The organism is Bradyrhizobium sp. MV1.5 (assembly GCF_055807615.1).
Genome location: NZ_JBVVPL010000067.1, coordinates 1 through 21,421 on the forward strand (window position 1 = coordinate 1; position 21,421 = coordinate 21,421).

At 58.8% G+C, this 21,421-nt stretch carries 9 protein-coding genes and 5 pseudogenes; 5 read left to right on the forward strand and 9 right to left on the reverse strand.

The features are described 5' to 3' along the window. Nucleotides 1-213: 213 nt before the first annotated feature. Nucleotides 214-339, forward strand: a complete 126-nt coding sequence (locus AC0L2J_RS33080; protein WP_473395771.1) for a hypothetical protein — start codon at nt 214-216, stop codon at nt 337-339. Nucleotides 340-1,086: 747 nt separating this feature from the next. Here the strand turns inward: AC0L2J_RS33080 and AC0L2J_RS33085 are convergent. Continuing rightward, nucleotides 1,087-3,171, reverse strand: coding sequence for an acetate--CoA ligase family protein (locus AC0L2J_RS33085; protein WP_473395772.1), 2,085 nt, complete (start codon nt 3,169-3,171; stop codon nt 1,087-1,089). 388 nt (nt 3,172-3,559) lie between these two features. Next, nucleotides 3,560-4,831: a Coenzyme F420 hydrogenase/dehydrogenase, beta subunit C-terminal domain gene (locus tag AC0L2J_RS33090; RefSeq protein ID WP_473395773.1), complete on the reverse strand. Its 1,272-nt coding sequence runs from the start codon at nt 4,829-4,831 to the stop codon at nt 3,560-3,562. A 1,405-nt stretch (nt 4,832-6,236) separates the two neighbouring features. Here AC0L2J_RS33090 and AC0L2J_RS33095 point away from each other — a divergent pair. Then, nucleotides 6,237-6,446 (forward strand): hypothetical protein, encoded by a 210-nt coding sequence (locus AC0L2J_RS33095; RefSeq protein ID WP_473395774.1) that lies wholly within the window; start codon nt 6,237-6,239, stop codon nt 6,444-6,446. Nucleotides 6,447-7,401: 955 nt separating this feature from the next. On the opposite strand, the gene AC0L2J_RS33100 is transcribed toward AC0L2J_RS33095, so the two are convergent. The 5 genes and pseudogenes from AC0L2J_RS33100 to AC0L2J_RS33120 all read right to left on the reverse strand — a co-directional run. Continuing rightward, the gene (locus tag AC0L2J_RS33100; RefSeq protein WP_473395775.1) at nt 7,402-9,906 is read right to left on the reverse strand and encodes a CoA transferase; all 2,505 of its coding nucleotides are present in this window, start codon (nt 9,904-9,906) and stop codon (nt 7,402-7,404) included. A gap of 1,411 nt (nt 9,907-11,317) precedes the next feature. Next, a complete protein-coding gene (locus tag AC0L2J_RS33105) occupies nt 11,318-11,848 on the reverse strand; it encodes a 3-hydroxyacyl-CoA dehydrogenase family protein (protein WP_473395778.1) in 531 nt (176 codons plus the stop codon). Between the two features lie 1,625 nt (nt 11,849-13,473). Continuing rightward, nucleotides 13,474-14,376 (reverse strand): TauD/TfdA dioxygenase family protein, encoded by a 903-nt coding sequence (locus AC0L2J_RS33110; RefSeq protein ID WP_473395776.1) that lies wholly within the window; start codon nt 14,374-14,376, stop codon nt 13,474-13,476. A gap of 508 nt (nt 14,377-14,884) precedes the next feature. Beyond that, the gene (locus tag AC0L2J_RS33115) at nt 14,885-15,196 is read right to left on the reverse strand and encodes a hypothetical protein (RefSeq protein WP_473395777.1); all 312 of its coding nucleotides are present in this window, start codon (nt 15,194-15,196) and stop codon (nt 14,885-14,887) included. A 726-nt stretch (nt 15,197-15,922) separates the two neighbouring features. After that, nucleotides 15,923-16,863, reverse strand: a pseudogene (locus tag AC0L2J_RS33120) (Mu transposase domain-containing protein); the annotation flags it as partial. A 213-nt stretch (nt 16,864-17,076) separates the two neighbouring features. Between AC0L2J_RS33120 and AC0L2J_RS33125 the strand changes: the two are divergent. Then, nucleotides 17,077-17,458, forward strand: a pseudogene (locus AC0L2J_RS33125) (DDE-type integrase/transposase/recombinase); the annotation flags it as partial. A 242-nt stretch (nt 17,459-17,700) separates the two neighbouring features. Here AC0L2J_RS33125 and AC0L2J_RS33130 read toward each other — a convergent pair. Then, nucleotides 17,701-18,641: pseudogene (locus AC0L2J_RS33130) on the reverse strand (IS110 family RNA-guided transposase). A gap of 92 nt (nt 18,642-18,733) precedes the next feature. Between AC0L2J_RS33130 and AC0L2J_RS33135 the strand changes: the two are divergent. Together AC0L2J_RS33135 and ccrA are read left to right on the forward strand one after the other, a co-directional pair. Next, nucleotides 18,734-18,966: pseudogene (locus tag AC0L2J_RS33135) on the forward strand (integrase core domain-containing protein); the annotation flags it as partial. Nucleotides 18,967-19,524: 558 nt separating this feature from the next. After that, a complete protein-coding gene (ccrA, locus tag AC0L2J_RS33140) occupies nt 19,525-20,805 on the forward strand; it encodes a crotonyl-CoA carboxylase/reductase (RefSeq protein ID WP_473395779.1) in 1,281 nt (426 codons plus the stop codon). Between the two features lie 333 nt (nt 20,806-21,138). Here the strand turns inward: ccrA and AC0L2J_RS33145 are convergent. Next, nucleotides 21,139-21,421 (reverse strand): annotated as a pseudogene (locus AC0L2J_RS33145) (IS3 family transposase); the annotation flags it as partial.

Sequence of the window (21,421 nt, forward strand, 5' to 3'; positions counted from 1 at the left end):
GCGCTTCTCCTAGGATTACCCCTAGGACCTGCAGCCATCGCGCCCGTCAAACAAGGCGGCCCTCAATGGAGGGATACCGTCCAGTGCGTTCTTGCCGACCTGCATCAACCGCCACCACTTAGTATGACCGGTGCCGTCGAAGTGGACCCCGCACATCGAACCGGTTGACAAATGTGGGATTTGGCCGGTTCGCCGCAACCGAGAGAGCGGAGAATGACGCAGACCACGAGACCGAAGATTCAATCGGCGCTGAAGGCGAAGATCGCGCTGAAGGCGCTGTGGAAGTGTGCGATTTCGCCTGGTTGTATTACTTCCATCGTGGAACGGCGCGCGTGGTAAGAGCTTTTTCAGTCGATTGGAACGGCGGGGTCATATATCCGGCTTTTACGCGCGGCACATGGCCGATGGCTTTCGATGAGATCCGCGGCAGGGCTCAATCAAGGTTGCGCCCGCTGCATCCGTTTTACGTCGCTTGACAAACAGCTTGACATAAGCCGGCCGAACGAGCTGCAGCTCATGATTGAGAGCTGCGATCTCGTGTTCCTAACTGTGGGCGCTACCGCAGGCTTTCATCTTCACCAGGCGCCATGCAGTTTCTCAAAAAACGCAGAACTTCGCTGCGGCGCAGTTTCCGGTTGACCACGGGCGAGTGCTCGGCATCCGCCTCGTGAACCTGGAAAACTGCTTGGCTAGATCCACCCCGATGGCGATAATCTATTTCACGGAACGGTACCTTCTTTGTGACATTCGAACAACGACCACGTTCTAGCACCTTGATGCCTTATGCAGCGGGCCGTTCTACCACATCAAGTTTTATTCAGTCCGGAGTTCGCTCTGGCTGCTGGATTTACCCAGTGGGGAGTCGTAGCGGCGGAAGCTGGCGCGGAGCCCGGCACAGCCGGTGTGAAACAACCTGTGGCCGACCGTCTCGATGATGGCACGCGGAGCTCCGGAACGTGGCGAACGTGTTGAAAGTCTCGCCCATCAACCGGGACGCCTTAAAATCTACGGCAATGGGCCTTAGGCCCACCGAGCGCGACCTTCGAGAATGGTGCCTTCGCGGTGCGTCGTGATGTTGTGATACCGTCAGCCTTTTTTCTTTTCTCCAAGCACAAGCAGCGCGTCGGCAATCCAGGCGCCCTTGCCTTCTGCACAGACGATCAGCGGATTGATGTCAAGTTCTTCAATTTTCCTGGTGTTTTTTTGGACGACATCAGCAATACCGGCGATGACGTCGATGGCGCACGCCACATCAGCCTTCGGCCGGCCCCGATAGCCTTCCAACAGCGGATAGAGCTTCAGTCCACGCAACGCCGCCTCGATGCTCCCGCGTGTCGCCGGCAGCATTAAAGTCATGCTGTCCCTTAGCAGCTCGACTAGCACGCCGCCCGAGCCCAATGTCATGACTGTGCCAAACATCGGATCCCGAGTGAAGCCGACGATCAATTCGGCAACCTGATCCGCCACCATACGTTCCGCATAAAGGCCGGTACCGAATTGCAACAGATCAATTGCCGCAGCATTGACGGCTTCGGAGTCGCGCAGATTTAGCCGCACTGCTCCGACCTCCGATTTATGACTGACACCCAGTGCCTTCAGCGCTATGGGGAAGCCAATCGTCCTGGCCGAGACCACAGCCTCTGCCGCATTGATTATGCGGGTTCCTGCTGGCACTGGAAAGCCTGCCTTGATCAGCCACTCCTTGGCCTCAGCTTCGTTGAGCGTCAGCGGTTCGCTGTCTGGTGGGCCCGCAGCTGTGGTGTCGACGGGCTGCGCCTGCGGCTCGCGCCAGGCCTCGCCGATCAAAGCAGCGGCCTGAGCAGCATCCATCGCTTCTGGAATGCCGAACAGCGGAGCAATGCCGCGCACGATCAGCCCGTCTGCGCACTCCTCCGGCAAAGTCTCAGGCAGGGAGGCCACGACCGCACCTTGCGCCTTGTTGGTCTTCAGCGCTGCTTCGAAGGCCCGCAAGTTCGCCAATCCCCACTCGTCGGCGTTCCAGCAGCGGTCGTGACGCGGGAAATCGATCACAAGCATGTTAAAGTCGAAGCCGCCTGATACCATCGTGGTGAAGGTCTCTGTCAACGCCGGCTCGCTGTTCCAAATATAGGTGTTGTAGTCGAGTGGATTGGCTATAGCGACCAGAGGCCCGAGCGCGGATTTGAGACGGGCGGAGTGCTGGTCCGTCAAGCGGGGGAAATGCACGGGGCGCCCTTCCGCGCTGTCGGCCATGATCGAGGCCTCACCGCCCGAACAGCTCATCGATGAGAGGCGGTAGCCCGGCAGCGCCCCTGTTACGTGCAAAAGCTTTAGCGCTTCGAGGAAAGAGGGAATGGAATCGAGCCGCGCGATGGCGAGGCGCCGCAGGAACGCACCCGAAGCCGCATCCGATCCAGCGAGCGAAGCCGTATGAGAAAATGTCCCCTGTCTTGCCTGATCCGAACGACCGGCCTTCATAGCGACAATCGGCTTCTTCAGCTCACGGGCTCTGTCAGCCAGCCTCTCGAACCCGGCGACCGAATCGAAAGCCTCGATGTGAAGACCGAGCGCAGTGACGCGCTCGTCCTCAATCAAAGCGAGCGCCATCTCGGAAAGCCCAGTCTGAGCTTGATTGCCGGCCGTCATCAAGAATGCGATCGGAAGTCCGCGCCTCTGCATTGTTATAGTGATAGCGATACTAGACGACTGAGTGATGATGCCGACCCCCTTACGTCCCTCAGCAAGCCTCATGCCACCATGATTGTCGGGCCACAAAAGTGCACCGTCGGCGTAGTTGATAAAGCCGTAGCAGTTCGGGCCGATAATCGGCATCTGTCCGGCGGCGGCTATAAGATCAGTCTGCAGCCTCTTTCCATGCTCGTCATACGCTCCCATTTCGAGGAAGCCAGCAGCATAACAGACAGCGCCGCCGCCGCCCCGCTCGGCCAGCGCCCTGATGATCTCGACGGTGAAATGCCGGTTGACCCCGACAAAGACAGCGTCCGGCGCACCGGGCAGATCGGCCACGGAGCGGTAGACCCTCCGGCCAGCTACCTCTTCCTTGCTCGGATGCACCGGCCAGATTTCGCCAGCAAACCCCAACTTGATGGATTCTGTAACGACGCGGTCCGCCTGCTTCCCACCAAACACGGCAATTGACTTCGGGCGAAGGAGGCGTTCCAGCCTACTCATTGAGGTCCCCCCCAAACGGGCGCAACAGCATACTGGAAAGCATGTGGTCTAGGTCTTCGACACCCTGCAGCGACGGGTCGTGAACCTGGCTCTACGCCCCGCAAGCTACAGGCGTGCAGGCCTCTGCGATCGACCAAATGCTTCATCGTTTCATGCCACGCGTTTGGACTCCCACCCTAGGGTGGACGAACATTACTGTCTCTTCACGGATCGGGCCGTGAAAGCCGAATTCCATCAATCTGGCTGGGGGGGCATCGCGCAAATCCTACCTCGACCAACTCGAAGGCTCTCAGCCATCGCAGACCGCCTGTCTAAGGGATGGCTTCGAAAACCCACAATCTTCAGCGGCCGTCTTGTATGCTGCTTTCATGCTCACCCGCGGCTTCGTTCAGATCAGATGCTCACGGTTTTCCCCACCGAGCACGCGCCTGACCGTGCCTGCGAATTGTCGGTAGATAAGTTGTAGGCCGGCGCGCTTCAGGCCGTCCTTTGTGCGGTAGTCAAAAACCTGAATCGTTTTTTGACCCATAAGCCAAAGGGCAAACAGAGCGGCAGAAGCGGCCGGCTTCCTATGATGGGTGGTATGCATCAGGTCGATTTCCTCGATCGAAACCGATGCAACCTGGAGGTATCCTGCATCGATCGATGCGTGGAGCAACTCTTCGCCGGCCGGCGTGCGAACAACGGCTACGTTGGTTCCTGGTGCTTCAGCGTAGCAGCACTTGCCGTTCTGGAGGATCCAGCCGTCAGGCGCGGAAATATCCGCGACTTCTCCCACTCCATCCGGACACACCTTGCAGCGGAACTGGAGCTCGTAACCGAATTTACCCATGAGCCATGCCCCTGGATATGGCAGGTCGTAGGCTGTTCCGTCGCGGGTCTGCACATGCAGTAGGCCAGGCCAGCCTTCCCCACGGTATCGGTACAAGGTGACGTCCAGCTCTTCGACGCCGTGGTGACGCATTACCGCCTTTGCGATGTGGACAGAGTGAACGCCGCCACAGAACATGGTCAACATGTAGGGGATCAGCCGCTCGACCCGGGATTCGGTGCGTCCGAGCGCACGAACGGCGGAGATGTCGCAAGGTTTTGCGATCACCGCAAAGCGCTTGCCTTCGTCGAGCAGCCGATGCACATGGATCAGAGGTGAAGAAGGACCATAGCGAGATTGAGCGCCGCGTAGCACCTCGTCAGGAGTCCTCGAGATCGTGGATGTCGTCAGCCAAGGCTTCCGATCGTCGGCGCGGACATGCAGCACCGCCTCCACGCGGCCACTCGCAAGGAGATATCGACCGAGGGCAGACAATGTGCCGCCCGCGGCGCCCTTGTGCCGGACGACCGGCTCGCTCGACCAGGATCTGTATATCTGACGCATCGGTCCCCACACGGGATGAATTGTTACTCCTTGAGGCCTACCGGGCCCACGGACCGACACGCCCGGGCAGACGTCCATGATCTGTTTCTTCTTTCCGGGTGCGACTTGCCCTCGTACGAGCGGCCGCATGTTCCCTTCGATATTGATGCCCATCGATATCGAATGGCCGGCGATACTCGCACACAGACCACAGCCTGTACACAAGCCGGCGCCCACCACATCCTCGATCTCTCCGGCGCCGCGGTCGAAGAACGGTCGCTTGCTACGCAAGTGCTTGGGGGCCATAGGGGTTCTCTTCTCTCACCGCAATCTCACTCGCGAGCTTCGCGTCGTCTCGCGCCGCGATGGCCCAGCAGAGCGCGATGTTGTCGGCATGTCACCGCACCAAGCGCTCTCGCCGGCCCTTGCACGAATTCGTAACGCATTTGGTAACGTTCGCCCTTTGAGCGGTACGCGCGTAGACGACCATGTAACCGAGCAAGGGCCGGCGGCATTGGCACAGAGCTGCGATAGCGGCTCCCACAGACCGCATCTGTACAGTTACCGCCCGCAACCGGCCCAAGGTGCATGGGGTTAGGGAAAGGCGGACGCGCAGCGGCCGCTATCGACTTCACCAACGTCAGCGATCCCACCGACGCCCGTCGCGCTTCAGCCAGTTCTCTGACATGAACTCTTACCATCAAACTTCGATCTCCTATCGACCAGGGCGGCTTGCGGACGCCTCGAAGCCGCAGTCCTCATACCAGCAATCGGCGTGCCACCTCACCCGAGCACCGCTTGCATGACGAAACAAAACACGTGTACCCAACGGCCGCTCTCGGAATGATGCTGGGGCTCTGTCGCACTCCCGACATCCGCCGTTGGCCACCGGACAGAGGCGCATAATAAGGCGGTGCCATCTGATGTGCATCGCTTTCCCATTTTTGATCCAGTGACCTGCCACTGAGCGAGGGGTTAGACCCCTTACCAGTACTTCTCTGGTGAGGAGTTCAACCAGCGCCCCTGGCCTTTCACAGTTCCTCGCTGGCCCGCCGGCGCTAGCGCTTGCTGGGGCGAGGAGAAGCTGAAAGTGCAGCTGCAAGGGAGTTCGGTCGCCACCGAGACCGGGGCGATTAAGCAGTCCGTGCTCAACCGCATTGTCGTCGACACTACGGCGCAGCCTAAGAAGGCGATGTTCGCGACCGATGCGCGCGCCTCTGAAACCAGGCGCTCCGATCCTGCCCGGCTGGCCAAGCGCCGGGCCTCGCGTACGGCGATCCTATGCGCAGGTGGGCAAGGTCGCTCTGAGCATCGCCAAGTAGCCCAAGCGCACCAACAGGGTGAATACGCTTTGAACTTATCTTGGCCGCGTCATCCGCGACATCGCCCGCAAGATTGAGGCCAGACCGACCTGTTCGGCAAGATTTTCCGGCCGTTTGCTGGCGCTGGCGCGACGGGTTCTCGACCACAAGCAGCATCAGCGTGGACCAACGGTCTACTCGCTGCGCGCGTCTGGAGTAGAGTGCACCGGCAAGAAGGCCCACTGGCTACGAAGGTATGCAGACCAACGTACCGCTTCATAGCGCTGTTCCCTTTGGATAGTTGGCTGTCGAAGAAACCAGCATTTGCGTTTTGGACCAGACCGGCGGCCTGACATTCGAACGTTGTGCGTCGACCAACCCTGAGGCCATCCCCAAACTCTTGCGGCGACATGCCGCAATTCATGAACGGATCGTTTTTGAAGCAGGCTCGCTCTCCTATTGGCCGCCATCAACTCAGAGCGTTGGGCCTTCCGATGATTTGCCTTAATGCGCGTCATGCCAACGCGGCATTATCGTTGCGCACCAAGAAGTCGGATCAGAACGATGCCAAGGGGTTGGCTGAAATGGCCCGGATGGGATGGTACCGGGAGCTGCCGTGAAGGGGGCGGAAAGCTGGAAACCCTGTTCGCCGCTGGCGGTTCGAAGGAAGCTGGTGGACCTGCGGCGAGATATTGATAACCATGCGTGGTCTGTGCAAAGGGTTTGGAGATTGTGCTGGGCAAGACACTAACCTGCTCGCAAAGTCAACGACGTGCTCGCTGAAGCCGAGTCTGCAAGATATATTTTTGCGCCGCTACTCCTCACTCAGCCTGTTTAATCGAGCAAATTGAAAACTTGATCGACAACGCCTCGCGACGCGAACATCGACCAAGTGTTCGGCGAATGATAACCGTTCCCGGTATCGGTACTCCGACTCCTCTAGCCTTCGTCGTTACCATCGACTACCCCCGCTCCCTTCAGACATTCCGCCGAGGTCGGCGCCTTTCTCGGCAGGACGCCGCGACCTTACAATCTGGTGAGATCGACCGCATTGGCCGCATGCCGAAGCGCTGCAACACCAGGATCGAATTTATCTATTCGAGGCCGTGAACGTCCTGCTCACCGTTCTCGGGTGGGGTTCCTCGCTCAAGTGCTGAGTGGAAAGTTGGCCAAACGCATCGGAGCCCAAGCGGAAAGGTTGCCGTCCCTCGCAAAATGGCTGTCATCCTCTATGCATGCCATGTAGAACGATGGCACTGACTTCCAAGCAGAGATTCGCGCCACATGAACAAATCTTCCAACTCAGATCCGCCTTCGGCGGAGCAGGCGTCTCCTGCCAGGAAGAAGGTGCTGGCAATCTCGAAGTCGTCCCTACAGGTTTCCGCACCGCTCCTCACATCGAGATGCACACATCTTGAATGCAATCATGCGGTGACTCCTGGAGATCGACGGCGGAAAGAACCATGAATCCGGCACGCCGTGCCGGTGATCGAGATTGAAGAACGGACCACCACTCGAAAGCGTGCACAAGGAAGATGCCGATAGCTAGGCATAAGACGAATTTAGACTAACTCGTCAGGTAGGCAAATACTCGCGACTCCAGCTTTCGCTTATGGCGCCCGCAGCGAGCAACGCGTCTATTTCGGCTTCGGCGTATTGCAACGAACGCAATACTTCGCGCGTCGAACCGCCGTATTTTTCTGCGGCGGGCAGAGAATAGACCTTTCCGACCACTGAGCGGATCGCGTAAGGATCAACCTGTGTTACGGTGTGCCCGCTGGGGTGATCAGCAAATATCGAGAATGAATAACTGCCCTGTTCGGTCCCAGGAGTGCCATCCGCAGATCGGGAATTTGCCAAGCGTATTTTCTCGACATCCTCGCAGATCGCCGCACCGATATCGGCTTCAGTAAATCGCAACCGCCATTCCTCAGCGGAAGCCTTCTTGATGGCCTTGGCAAGAAAAGAGGCTCGATTCTCTTTCGGCACATCAGCAAACCCTTCAAGCCCCTCGACCTGCGCAAAGCGAGGCAGGTCGGCCTCTAACGCGCTGAGCAGGAGGCTACGTCCAGAGGCCGTCTCATAAAGGCGGTTCAGGGCATCATAGCCCTTCGCATCGGGACCGGCCGGCTCATCAAACGGTCCACGCCCCTTATAATCGTAGCAGAACGGCACCTGCAAAAGACCAGAGAGCGCCGACAGCGACGTCCGAGCCCGCGCAGCGCGGCCCATCCTTGCCTTCTGGTACAGCGCGGCAGCAATACCGAGAGCCGCGCCAAACCCGCACATCACATCGATCGTACCATCGTGCGCATGGTCCTCGGGTCTATCCGCGGAACCACCGAACCTCAGCATTATGCCGGTCGTGGCCTGGACGAGATTATCATAGCCGAGATAGTCGCTGCGTGGCCCGCGACGGACGCCGCCGAAACAATCGAGCTGGCAGAAGATCGCATCCTCATTAAGGCTTTTCAGGCCCTCAAGATCGAGCCCCATGCGTTTCACTTGCCGGTCAGTCGCGTTCCAGACCACCACATCAACTGACTTTACCAACCGCTGGAAGACCTCTTGGCCGCCCGATGAGCAGACATCCACAAGAACCGAGCGCTTGCCGCGCATGTGGGTCATTCCGACGATCACCGTGTTCGAGCAGTCGTAAAGCGGGCGCGCCGGGTCAATCTTGATAACGTCGGCCCCGAAGCGGGCAAGATAGGATGCCGTATGCGGCCCAGCGATGACGTTGGACATATCGAGAATCCGCACACCGTCGAGCCACCCCGCCGCAGACTTGCCCGATCGCTCCGGCGGCTGGCTAGCAGGAATCGCCGAGAGCGCAGCGACTGCCTGGTCGAAGTTGACCCATTTCCGCGGCGCCGGGCTCAGCCCCGCTTCTGCGTTTTCCTCCAACCAGACCGTAGGTCCGGGCTGAATCATCGGCCCGTACACGGGGTCGTCCACTTCGATCATCAAGCCCACGCTTTCTGCATGATCATCTTTAATCCATTCCGGCAACCAGCGCTGCGCCGCGCCGGGCAACTGGGATTTGCCGAAGATGAGCTCCCATTCCCTTGCGGTTCGGGTCAGGAAGACGGCCTTCATCCGTCCGGCGATCCTGTCGGCCCAGTATTTCGGCAAGGGACACACACATAGTGAATGGTCGGACTGCCATTCGCGAACCGGAAGATAGGTATCAATCTCCTCTGCAAGCCCGTCGGCCACGAGTTCGTCGTAAAGTCCTAGAACCTGCAGGCAACGCTTGGCATGATGCTTGTGATTCATGCAGGTGACATAGAACATGCGTCCGTCCTTGCACTTGTAATTGCGGTATAACGGATCCAGCAGCTCCTGCGAGGACTCGTAGGAGAGATCCATCGGCAAGCCAGCTCCGCGCCGCCGGTCCATCTCACGCCCGCGTCGTGTTCTGTAGCGAAGCGGACAGTTGTCGATACGGATGGAGTTGTAGGCGAGGCCCTCCATGATAGCACATGCGAGAGGCACTTCGATGTGATCGCCAATCCCGCTGCGCTCCCGCGCCTGAAGTGCCAGTGCAGTGGCTGACGCCGCGAGCATAGTGCCGTAGGCGGATGCCAAAGGCAGCGGCGAGAAGGAGGGATTAACTCCCATCAGCACGCGGTTCACTCCCATATTGGTGAACACTCCAGAGGACGCCGCAACCACGGCCTCGAAGGCGCGCCAATCGCGACGAAGTTGGTCGTTGGAAGCGAAGCCCGGAATCGAAACTGTGATTAGCTCCGGCCGCGTCGAGCGCAGTGCCTTAAAGTCGATGCCGAGTCGGCTCAGTACCCCAGGGCGGAAATTCTCGACTACGATGTCGGCTTCTCTGATAAGTGCCAACGCTTGCGACACGCCTTCCTCAGTCTTCAAGTCGATTGGAACGATCGTCTTATTTCGATTCAGAGTCGCGTTGGCCGGGTTGTCCCAGAAGGGACCTGAGGGCGGGTCGACATGCACGACCGTGGCGCCGAGATCGCCCAGGATCATCGCCACCGCCGGGCCAGTAATGTACTGACCGAAATCGACGACCTTGACGCCGAAAAGAGGAAGGGTTGAACGTCCCATCGCTATCGATCCATCGATTCGCTCGTGATCAGCTGCGTCAGAGCTATAAGTGAGTCAGCAGTTGATGGTACCTGATCAAGAAAGACTGAGAACTACCAATTATAGTGAGAAATTTGTTGTGTCGGGCCGGGACAGGCCGGATTTTCCTTTGCTGACGATCACCATTCGAACGCGCCGGCGCAGTCTCGCGGCACCTTGATCTCGCCCTCGTGCTCCGCACCTAGCGCGCTCTAGCTTGAGGTGTCTGTAACGGCGGTCTTCAGCACCCAATTCTCGCGGCCTGAGCCCGCCACCACCAATAGACCCGGTCCAAATCTCAGGTCGACCGTAGGCAATGGCGTTACCGAGCCAGATCCTGTGGACGCCCAGCAATTTAGCGGAGTGTCGATGAGCTTGAGACGGCTTCACCCGACTCGGGACGTAGGGAGGGCGTCACCTGATAAGAGTTGCTGCGACGGTGTCGGCGTGACCAAGATGATCAGGCCGACTGGCGATCGCGAGCGGCTGGTTATCCAAGTGGTTTTTCCCACGAAGAGAAAGACTCGCTTCCCTTGCGACACCGTAATGACCACCGAATGGGTTACATGTACTACGGACGGTCCCATTTTTGTGGGCGTCGCCAATCCGTCATTTGGCACGTCGACCGCTTATAGACGGAGAAGGACGCTGGTTCTTATCGCAAAATGAAGGGTGGTCGCGGGCCGTGCGATCGGAGCCGTTGGCAATGCATTTGAAACAAAGATCGTGCAGATCGGGAAGGCGACCGGAAGGTGCGGCCCGCTGGTTACTCGAAGATCTTACACTTCAACTCGGCGTCAGCCTCGATCAACGCGGATAACGTTTGGCGACCAAACGTAGACTTGCAGCCGGCAACTTCGCTGTTGCCAAGATGCATGAAGCAGATCTCGCCGGCATAGTCTTGTTTGCCCAATGACATCAGCCGCCTGCCCGCCGGCATAAACGGCAATGAATCTCCCACGTCAGCTCATATGGCGCCGTAGCGGCGCCGTGTCGGGCATAAGCCCCTCTTGCCGATTCTGCATTGTGGCGTGGATTGTCCTCACGCGAGCTAGACCGAAGCCTGCTAGATACCTTTGCTGTTAAGCGATCTGCGTGTTCTCACTTCTCCGCGCCGAATTTCGATCTACTAGCCCGAGTCTATGGAGGTTCGCGCAGAGAAAAGCAGCAACTGCTCGTAGAGGTAACCGGCGCACTCGTAATGTCACACTCGCGCTGGTCAAGCGGCCACGCACAGTACGGTCTGCGCTTGGCACGATGATTGCGAGCGTCGCGCACTATGCGGTCAACTGCCGTCTGAAAGCGACACTAGACGCCGACGCCACTTGCGCGACTCGCAGTATCGCTCATCCTTCGGCTCGGGTCGCACGACGCCATTTAAGCAGCACGGGTCCTAGACGGAGGCGCTAGTTCGGTTTTTGCTCGGGTCGATCCTTGTTTCTCGCTGCGCACCAAGAATAGCGGTTAACGTTCTATCTCGTTGAGCTTCAACAGCCGATCGGGCGCGCCCGACCATAAGACGCTCGCAGCCCTCTGACATCGCCGCCTCCAAGGACGCGTTACGAGCCGGCGGTGAAAGGTGCGCAAGAAGCCGTTCGCTTCCCACATCAAACCTAGGAAAGTACCCCACGATGCCAAATCGCGCGTATGCGAGATGCATGACCGTGAACGGTCCAATCGCCGACCAGCGCGGCGCCAAGCCATGCATCAGACAGGCGTCAATCTGATCCGGCGTGGCAATACCTTCGTTCACCAAATGAAGAGCTTCACGGAACAACGCGGCTTGAAGGTGGTTAGCGATGCAGCCTGGAGCTCCCGCGCCATCATCACAGGGGCGCCTTAGCTCATCCTTGGCTTGTGATAGACGACGCTCACGTGCAAGTTTTTCCGATATTTTCTTACCTGAGACATCTTCTAATGTCACATGACTACTACGCAATCGAGGATGTTCCAGTGGACGCAAATAGAGAAGTTATCGATGCGATGCAGTTGATCGAGCAATCCGGATTTTTGGTCGATACTTATTACACTGACGGTTTGGCAGCAATCTTACCTGCACCCCAAATGCGTGGCTTCGCAAGTTCTAAGCGTAGGTTGCCGATTGACCATGTTGACTTGTTGTGAGGTTGGTTGAGTCCGGTGCCGGTCAACTTGCGGTCGCGGGAAAAGATCTCGAACCGGGGCTTAGTTGTTTCGGCCGAAATTCGGCTCCCTCACGGTACCTCGCTCTCCAATCGACCGTATGCAGTTTCGATCCGCTGTCGCCGAATGGCATTGAGAGAGCACGCGTTTCCGTCAGATCTACTCGGTCGAGGTCGCGGTGAGGCCGAGAAAACGAAAATAACTAATTGGGCTGCAGCTCAGCTCACCACGCAAGTTGCGATCAAAGATGCGGTGAATACCGCTTGTATCAAACGTTACTGCGCGCTCTTTCGACAGATTCATGCCAGACCTGCATGAGCTGGCGGAATGGCGTGGTAACAAAGGGCGCCGCGATGCAATCGACGGGAGCCTATTCCCCGACGAGATCCCGGAGCAGCGCGGCATTGAACGGTGCACCCAGAACGCGCCCCGGGCACAAGACCGTGAGCTATGCCACGCGAGCTTCACTCCTATGCTGTGTTAAGCGGGCTCCGGGCTACAAATCTGGCATTTCTGCACGAGCGCAAGCCGTTGGAGATAGCCGCCGCCTGTATTCGCACATCCAGAAGTCTCTGAGTTGATGCTTTATGTGCGCATTCCAGGGATGATGATCAGGCGTTCCTAGCGATGATGATCACGGATTCCAGATGATGGCGATCACTGGAGCCGAACACGACTGACGAGTTTATGTGTGCTGGAAACGGGCGCGCGCTCCTCGTTAAGGCTGGCGGGTTGGTTCGAAGATCGTTCCGGCGGTCCACGGGAGGACCCCGTGCGCGGCGCGGAGTGCCCCTACGAGCGACGCAGCGACGCGGGCGGGAGGGGCCTGTGGGCCGGCGGAAGAAGCGGCAGACCCATCTGGGCGGCGAGAAGGTGTTCGTCGATTTCGCGGGTGATACCGTCAACGTCATCGATTCCGGTCTTCGGAGGGGGCACAGCTTCACAACCATCATATTGAACTCCTTCCACTGTCCTGCAGCACACCCCCGTCGATGAAGACGAGGCGCTCGGGATAAAGCGTCGAGCCAATTCTGCCGCCGCGTCACGACATCTAGACGGTCCTGCTCACTCGCGTGCGCAGTCTTCTTTTGCGCCTGATGTCGTGCCTGACCAGGAAGCGGCGGATAGTGCCTTCCGAACATCAGTCCCTTTTAGGCCAGGCTCCGAAGAAGTTTCTCGAGCGTGATATCCGGCGTGCCCTTTAGTGTTGCAAGGACTACACTCCTGATGCGCTTCGATCCGGCGGGACCGGCGGTCCCGCCAAGGGCCTTCGGGCTGCATCGTCCTGCCGGCGTTCCTGCCTTCGCTATCGGCTTCACTTGCCGCGCTCACCCCAAGCGCTCTCCTGCCCCGCGGGGCGATCAGCTCACGCAGCACGAGCCGATCCCTAATCAATCCTCGAACGCGCTATGTAATCTTGGCCAGGGGCTGCTTGATGGTCTTGACCCGCGTTACGCTAGACCGACCGTCGACGCTGATGGGGAGGTCGCCATCAATGGTCGCGCGATGAACGACCCGACGCAAGTCGCCATAGTCATTGACGGCATAATGTTGCGTGGCGCGATTGTCCCAGAGGGCGACATCGCCCGCTTTCCAGTTCCAGCGCACGGTGTTTTCGAGCGCGGTGACATATGACTGGAACAGGTCGAACAGCTTCTGGCCGTCATACTTCGGGATGCCAACAAAACGCTGAACGTAATAGCCCAGCACCAGCGTGCGCTCGCCGGTCTCGGGGTGAACACGCACCACGGGATGTTCGGTCTCATAGATCGTGTTAGTGAAGACCCCGTCATATCCCTTTTCACCGGGCCTAACCCCGTAGTCGTTGGTGTGAATGGACCAGAGCTCGTCGGCAAGCCGTCTCAGCGGCTGCGGTAAGCCAAGGTAAGCGGCAGCCGTATTTGACCAGACCGTATCGCCGCCGAATGGTGGGACTACGACGGCTCGTAGCACGGTAATCTTGGGATAAGCGTCAACGAAGGTCCCATCGCTATGCCATAGGTCGACCCGCGACTTGGCGGAATCGACCTCGAGGATTGATGCCGTTCCTTTGATAGCACCGATCGTCGGATGCGGCACGAGCTTTCCAAAACGAATCGCAAAACGCTCCTGCTCCGCGTCGTCGAGATGAGCTTGATCGCGGAAGAATATAACCTTGTGCTTGAGAAGAAGGTCGTTGATCGCGGCTATCGTCTGATCGGGCAAGTCGCCTGATAGTTTAATGCCCTCAATTTCAGCGCCGATACGCGCTGAGCGTCTGAGAACGTTGGCATTCGGAATAACGTTCTGGGTCAAAGCTGCTTTACTCATGGTGGTATTCTCCAGTTTACATTCCTGGCCGGCTAATCTATTCAGCTGCGGCACATGCACGTGGACACCGGATATGGGCGCATAGCCGTCCATCAAACTTCGCGACAATCGGCTCGTAGATGAGCTGCTCATACGACGCGAAATAGGCCAGGGCCAGAACGCGACTGCTTCCTCCCTAGCAAGCACTATGCCAGTGGCGTAAACTAAAGCTCAAGCGGTCAGTTTTAGGAAACAATCGTCCTGGTGGCAGTCCGCGCAGAGGCGCATGTTTCAAAATGTTTCATTGTCTTGTCGCTGAAGACGAGCGGAGCCATGCAAACAAACAAGCACCGCTAGTGTCCCGCCCTAGCCGCGGCAGCTATCAGCGAGGTTTGCTTCCGCGTTGCTCGTCGTCTTGGCGTTTTGAGAATCTGCATTGTCGCTCTCCTTAGTGCGCCGACGAAGTCGCTTGGATTGGAAAAGAGGAATTTCCGTTCCCTCGGCGCGCTGAAGGAGACACCTTTCCGATCTAAAGCTTGTGATCGTTTGTCAGGTTTCTGACACCAGCAGAACTGCTGTCACGTTGCATACGCTTCGCCACGATCGATAGGGTGCCGACTTCACACATCGCAATCAGAACCTTAAACATCGTCCCCCTTTCTGGCATTTTCGCCGCAAAGGCCGGGCCGGCGTTGACCAGACCGGCGTCGCTTGGAGATCGCAGCCTCATGGCGGCTATTTGTGCGGTGAGCTTGGCGACGGGGAGCGCTGGGTGTAGCTGCATCAATAATGGTCTGCAAACATCTCTTTTTGCGGGTGAGTGTCCCTCAAAAAGAGTCATAAAGCGGCGCCACCTCCGGTCCTGCTGCTGATCCGCTGCACTTCAGTGGGACGCCGTCGGTGGAGTCAAGGATTCGAGTGACGCTCTTCATCGCTTGGCACGGGGCACTGATTGGCAGCTCAGTTGCGCCGCGCCCCGTTGGATCTGATGTATCGTTGGCGCGCACCGACTGCTGATTAGCCCGCTGCCCACGAGATCGTCACATCAGATCGACCCGGACAGGACTTCAGGAAAGATGCGAATCCTTTCAAAACGCCGATACTAGGAACTCCCCGGTCGGGCCGCGCCGCCGATCATGGTGCGGATGCGGATCATCTGGGGGCCGATGCGTGAAAGATGTCTGAAGAATCTCCAGCTGGGCCGCATCGCATCGTACGAGCGGCTTCAAGCTAAGCGCATAAGATTATTGGCCGCGAGGACGACCGCGGCGATTCCGCGGCGGAAAATTCCAGCGAGTTGCCTGGCGCGACAATCGCCGTCGATTGCTCCCGCTAAGGTGCGCATGATCAATCCGCTGACTATTCCTTCTGAGCGAATGCACCCTTGTGGTGTGTGCAGCTAATGCCACGAGAATTCCTGCATTATCCGAAAGGGCCCCTACTAGTTTCAGGAGGCGATCAGCCTGACAACTCGCGATAGCAATTTCGTTGGCTCTTCCAGAGGCGATGAGTCGGCTCATGCGATCGTCGTGTGCCGCCCGTTGCCGCTGCCGCGCATGTGGGCCATACGCTCGCCTCCCAAGAAGATTCCAACCGTTCGCGCACAGATCCGCCCTTCTACCTCGCGGCGGGCGAAGCCGTAGGGCACCGAATAGTAGTGCCTTTCGATCTCGACGTGATAGTCGAGCCCGACCCGGCATCGGCGCCATTCGGCATGGACCCACGGCTCGCCGGGAATCGTCTAAGATTTGGCGCGTCAACTTCCTCGAACAGCTGACGCCGTGTGCGGCCATACTCGCGCAGCACCCGTCCGTTATTGAGCTTGGCCAGCCACTCAGGGATCGCACCCGCAGGCCTCAACCTTCGGCTTATCTCTCGGGCGACGCGGCCGCGCGGGAAAATCGCCGTGTCGTAGTGCTGCGCCATATTGCTGTAGCTGCGGTTGATCATGGGGTCATAGAGGCAGGCCTTGATCACCGCGACCTTGGCATTGTCGGACACGAGCAGTTGCGTCACGCCACCAAAAAAGCTGTAGGCACCACGCCAGTCTTACTGGTCAGCCACCGGCACCGTGTCGCCGGCATAGTTGACAAACAATTTCTCGCCCTGGCCGTGGTGCTGGCGCATCACCAGCGGCAGCCGGACTTCCCAGTTGCGGAACAAGTCACAGAACCGGCTATACCGGTACCCGTCGGGATGCTCTGCAATGTACTCGTCCCACAGCACCTGCAAGATCACATGCTTGCGCTTGAGCTCGCGGGCAACAACGGACCAGTCAGCCTCTGCCACCTTGCGGCGACCCGGCTCCACGCCAGGCACCCCGTACAGCCGTTGCTCCAGCTCAGCGTCGCTTATCGCTTCCAGGACCGGCCATGCCAGACCCGCGCGCGCAAAGCGCTTCAGCGTGTCACGTACCGTCGACGGTCCGATGCCGAGGCGCTCGCCAACCACGCGGGTCGAGAGCCCAGCCTCGAGCCTCAACCTCACCATCTCGCGCACCTGGCGCATTATAACCCTCCTCGTCGGCATCCAATTCTCCCAGCTGCTTCCAGCCCGAGAATTGGTTCAACGATCGGGCCTCACACCATCCGAAACTACGCGCGACCAAATCGGAAAGATGCGCGGAGAATGTTCGGAATGCTGGGCGCAATCATTTCGGAACCCTGCGCGCCATCAAATCGGTACGGTCACCTCCGGCACTACGGGAAGAGGAGCTCGGCGGCTCGCCGCCGTGACGACCGCACGCGAGCCATTGGGACCAGGGCACCGATGATGGCGCCCATGGCCCCCCAATTGATCGCTGGTCGCTCGACTTCGTGTCGGATCAGCTCACGGACGGCCGCCGCTTCCGCATCCTAACCGTGGTGGACGACTGCACGCGCGAGTGCCTGACGCTCGTGGCCGACACCTCGCTCTCGGGTGGCCCGGTGGCGCGCACCTGGACCGACTGATCACCGAGCGCGGTAAGCCCAGGATGGTGGTCAGTAGCAACGGCACCGAACTCACCAGCAATGCCATCCTGACATGGGCTAATCAGAGCTACGTCGCCTGGCACTACATCGCACCGGGCAACCCAACGCAGAATGCCTTCATCGAGAGCTTCATGTAGAGACGGCCTGGCGGATGCAAGGGTTTACAGCAGCACTTCGGATACCCGCCGGGTGCGTTTGTCTATACGGCCTGTTGGCGCGGGCCGATTCCATGCGCGCTGGCCCTGATGGAGATCGCGGATCGCGGCCTCATCGACGGTTCGCTTCGATCCCCAGCTCCGCCGGTTTCCATCATGCTGTCATCTGCCGTCGCACCATAGTACCTACAGCATCTGCGGCGGCTCAAGCCACCAGCTTAGGCCCGATAGAATTCCCCGGTTGTCATCATCGCCCAGACGATCCGGGGCAACTTGTTAGCGACGGCGATGGCGAAGCCGGGAGCGTGCTTTTGGGTAACGAACGACATTACGCGCTCCGATGACCAGCAAGTGTCTGAGATAGGAGTCGCCCTGTTTCGTGATCCGGCCGAGCCGCTCCTTTCCGCCGGTGGAATTCTGCTTAGGCGCTAGGCCAAGCCAAGCTGCGAACTCCCGCCCGGAGAGGAACATGCTCGCGTCCCGCACGGTCGCGGCAAGAGCCGGGGCCGTTATGGGAGCGATGCCGGGAATCGAGAAGATTAACTTCGCCATCGGATTTACTCGCTGGATCTAAATCAGCTCGCGCTCGATAGCCTCGACCTGTCGGTCCAATTCCTTCAGCTGATTCACAAGCACCAAGTGCGATACGGGCATGGGCCGGTAGCGTCATGTCGTCGTGATCCAACAAGTCCATCAGACCATCCACCCGTTGCCGGTCTTGCCCGACAACAATTCCGAACTCAGCAAAGTGAGCACGAATGGCGCAAGCCGTCATGGTTCACTGGCCGACCAGCAAGCCTCTTGCGCGATGAAGCATCAAGATTCCCTGGTTTTCGATGCTCTTGATCGGAACGACCCGCATATTGCGGCGGGTGACCGCTTCGCAGATTGCGGTCGCGTCAGCGCATCATTATTGGCCCTCTTCGTACGTAGGGTTTGACATAGGCCGCGGAATCAATCTCACATCGGCTCCGAACGGCCGAATCTCCCGCGCCCAGTGATGAGCGATCGCGCAGGCTTCGATCCCGACCAGGCAAGATGCGACCAACGAGAAGAACGACACGATCTCACTTCGCCGGAGGCGTTGGCGGCTGGTCATCTGGCCCAGGCTGTCAAGTGCGTGGACATGGAAGACATGTTTCGAAATGTCTAGTCCGATTGTCGCGGCTTCCGTTTAAGGTCTCCTGTTGGAGGTTCGGTCATCGCCAATATACCGCTGGCGCTCGAGGGAGCGGGGCCGTCTTGCCCATCAACGGCCGGCTGCGGGACGAATTGCTGAACGAGACGCTCGCTGGCTCAGGCCCGGGTCGTACTCGGAGTTGGCGGCCCGACTACAACGATGCGCGACCTCACTGCAGCTTGGATGGAAGACACCACGGGAGTTCGCCTTTACCTGCAATCCGCGACGGGATCTGGCGCTGCGCTATGCCGATGGCTCCGCACCAGTCCCGTCGTTACGACCGCCCAATCGGGCAAATCGACCGGCCGGAGCGAACTCAGGGCTGGAAAGGTCATGTGCGCGCAACATAACTGTTCTTACGCGTCGGACGAGATTATGTGGCGGAGGCCTCCTAACGCCAGCCAGGGCGGCCATGGCTGGATTCCTCCGCGCGCAACATTTTGTGCCCTCGTGCGGAGGCACGGTCCCCCTACGCCGTTATGCTGGAGAGGCAGAGGGATCGCATCAAGCTTTTTCTCGCTCGGATAGAAGCAAGCTTTATCTGAGCCGGATCGCGCGGTTCGCTCCGTCTTGCTGCAGCGCATTCTATGACGAACTGGAGAGAGGACAGATGCTGTATGCTGGTGTTACCGCTTTTATGCGGGTCCCGGCACTGCCTGATTCGGTAGCTTGCTCAAGCCAAATAGCTAATGGTCTAATTGCTTCATCTTGCGAGCATGGCTCTCGCCCAAAGGCCGCTCTGTCACAACGGCCGCGAACTCGATGGTTCGCGGGGTCTTCACCCTACGGGAAGCGCCATCTTGGGTAGAGCACGAGCCGACTATTGTCATGTAGGAATTGCGAGAACGAGGCTGCCGTGTCGATGGTTGCTCATGAACTGGCTTGGCCAACATCTAATCCTAAGCCACTCTATAGCATCGGGGAGATCCCGCCGCTTGGGCACATTCCCGATCTTATGTACGCGTGGACCATACGCCGAGAGCGCCATGGGCCACCGGAAACTTCGATGCTGGTCGAAGTGGTGCCAACTTGGCCAATCGCGGAGGACGAGGTCCTCGTGTTCGTGGTGGCTGCAGGGGTCAATTACAACGGAATCTGGGCCGCACTCGGCAAGCCGATCTCGCCGTTCGATGTCCATAACGTCCCTTACCATGTTGCCGGCTCAGACGCGGCGGGAATAGTCTGGGCTATAGGTGCCAAGGTGCGGGGCTGGAAGGTTGGTGACGAGGTTGTCATACATTGCAACCAGGATGACGGCAACGACGAGGAGTGCAATGGCGGCGAGCCTCTGCTCTCGCAATCCCAGCGAATCTGGGGATACGAGACCCCTGATGGCTCCTTCGCCCAATTCTGCCGCGTGCAGCCGCGACAGCTGTTGACAAAACCAGATCACCTGAGCTGGGAGGAAGCTGCCTGCTACACACTAACTCTCGCCACAGCTTACCGCATGCTGTACGGGCACGCCCCGCACATCGTTAAGCCGGGCGATAACGTACTGGTGTGGGGCGCCTCGGGCGGACTTGGCGTATTCGGAGTGCAGCTTACCTGTGCCTCCGGCGCCAACGCGATTGGCATCATCTCTGAACTTGATAAAGCCGAGTATGTGCTTGCACTCGGCGCGACCGGTGTCATTAACCGCAAGGACTTCAACTGCTGGGGCGCTATGCCCGCCGTAGGCTCACTCGAATATGGTAGCTGGCTCAAGGAGGCCCGGCGGTTCGGGAAAGCGGTTTGGGATATTACCGGAAAGCGCGACATCGATATTGTATTCGAGCACCCAGGTGAGCAAACCTTCCCAGTGTCCACTCTAATCGTTAAGCGTGGCGGTATGGTGGTGTTCTGTGGCGGCACCACAGGTTTCAACATAACGTTCGATGCTCGGTATGTCTGGATGCGCCAAAAGCGAATCCAGGGCTCCCATTTTGCCAATCTGAAGCAGGCATGCGCAGCGAATCGGCTCGTCCTCAATCGTCGCGTCGCTCCGTGCATGAGCGAGGTCTTCTCGTGGGAAGAAATTTCACGAGCCCACACCAAGATGTGGAACAACCATCACAAGCCGGGGAATACGGCTGTTCTGGTCAATGCACCGCGTCCTGGTCTGCGGAATCTGGAGGACATCGTTAAAGCGAGCTATCCTGACTAGTCATGCATTGGTGATTGAGCACTCTCCAGTCTCTGGGGGTTCGGAAGGCATGCTGTCCGCGTACCAGGGGATGGCGATTACTTCCAGACATTAACACGACCACGCTGTTATCTGTCGTGGAACAATCTCGTGGTCAACACGGGCGGGAGATCGCCCCCCGGTCCATGGAGATTCCCATGCGGGGCCGGGAGCGCTCCGGCGCGAGGTGGTCACGCTTTTGCCCCTATTACCGACCTGACCTAAGCTAGCGCCCTTGAGCTCAATGCACGAGACGCTGTGAATGATACCACCCAATTGGCGAAGCGTGATCTTCCCCCGAAAGAGTGGACGGGTTTAAGCGGCTTTTAGCTCCATCTCGATCGGGGCGATATATCCGATGGCGGAGTGGAGCCTGGTTCGGTTGTAGAAGCCTTCGAGGAAGGCGAAGATATCGCGCTGGGCCTCGGCGCGGGTCTTGTAATCGCGATGATGGACCAGTTCGGTTTTCAAGGTATGGAAGAAGCTCTCCATCGGGGCGTTGACGTAGCAATCGGCCTTGCGCTCATCGATGCGACGATGCCGGCGCCGGTGAGGACCTTGCGATAGGCGCGTGAGGCATATTGCACGCCGCGATCGG

Bases quoted from the DNA above. Each gene is read 5' to 3' on its own strand.
- AC0L2J_RS33080 (WP_473395771.1), top strand. From the start codon at position 214: ATGACGCAGACCACGAGACCGAAGATTCAATCGGCGCTGAAGGCGAAG.
- AC0L2J_RS33085 (WP_473395772.1), bottom strand. From the start codon at position 3,171: ATGAGTAGGCTGGAACGCCTCCTTCGCCCGAAGTCAATTGCCGTGTTT.
- AC0L2J_RS33090 (WP_473395773.1), bottom strand. From the start codon at position 4,831: ATGGCCCCCAAGCACTTGCGTAGCAAGCGACCGTTCTTCGACCGCGGC.
- AC0L2J_RS33095 (WP_473395774.1), top strand. From the start codon at position 6,237: ATGCCGCAATTCATGAACGGATCGTTTTTGAAGCAGGCTCGCTCTCCT.
- AC0L2J_RS33100 (WP_473395775.1), bottom strand. From the start codon at position 9,906: ATGGGACGTTCAACCCTTCCTCTTTTCGGCGTCAAGGTCGTCGATTTC.
- AC0L2J_RS33110 (WP_473395776.1), bottom strand. From the start codon at position 14,376: ATGAGTAAAGCAGCTTTGACCCAGAACGTTATTCCGAATGCCAACGTT.
- AC0L2J_RS33115 (WP_473395777.1), bottom strand. From the start codon at position 15,196: ATGACTCTTTTTGAGGGACACTCACCCGCAAAAAGAGATGTTTGCAGA.
- ccrA (WP_473395779.1), top strand. From the start codon at position 19,525: ATGGTTGCTCATGAACTGGCTTGGCCAACATCTAATCCTAAGCCACTC.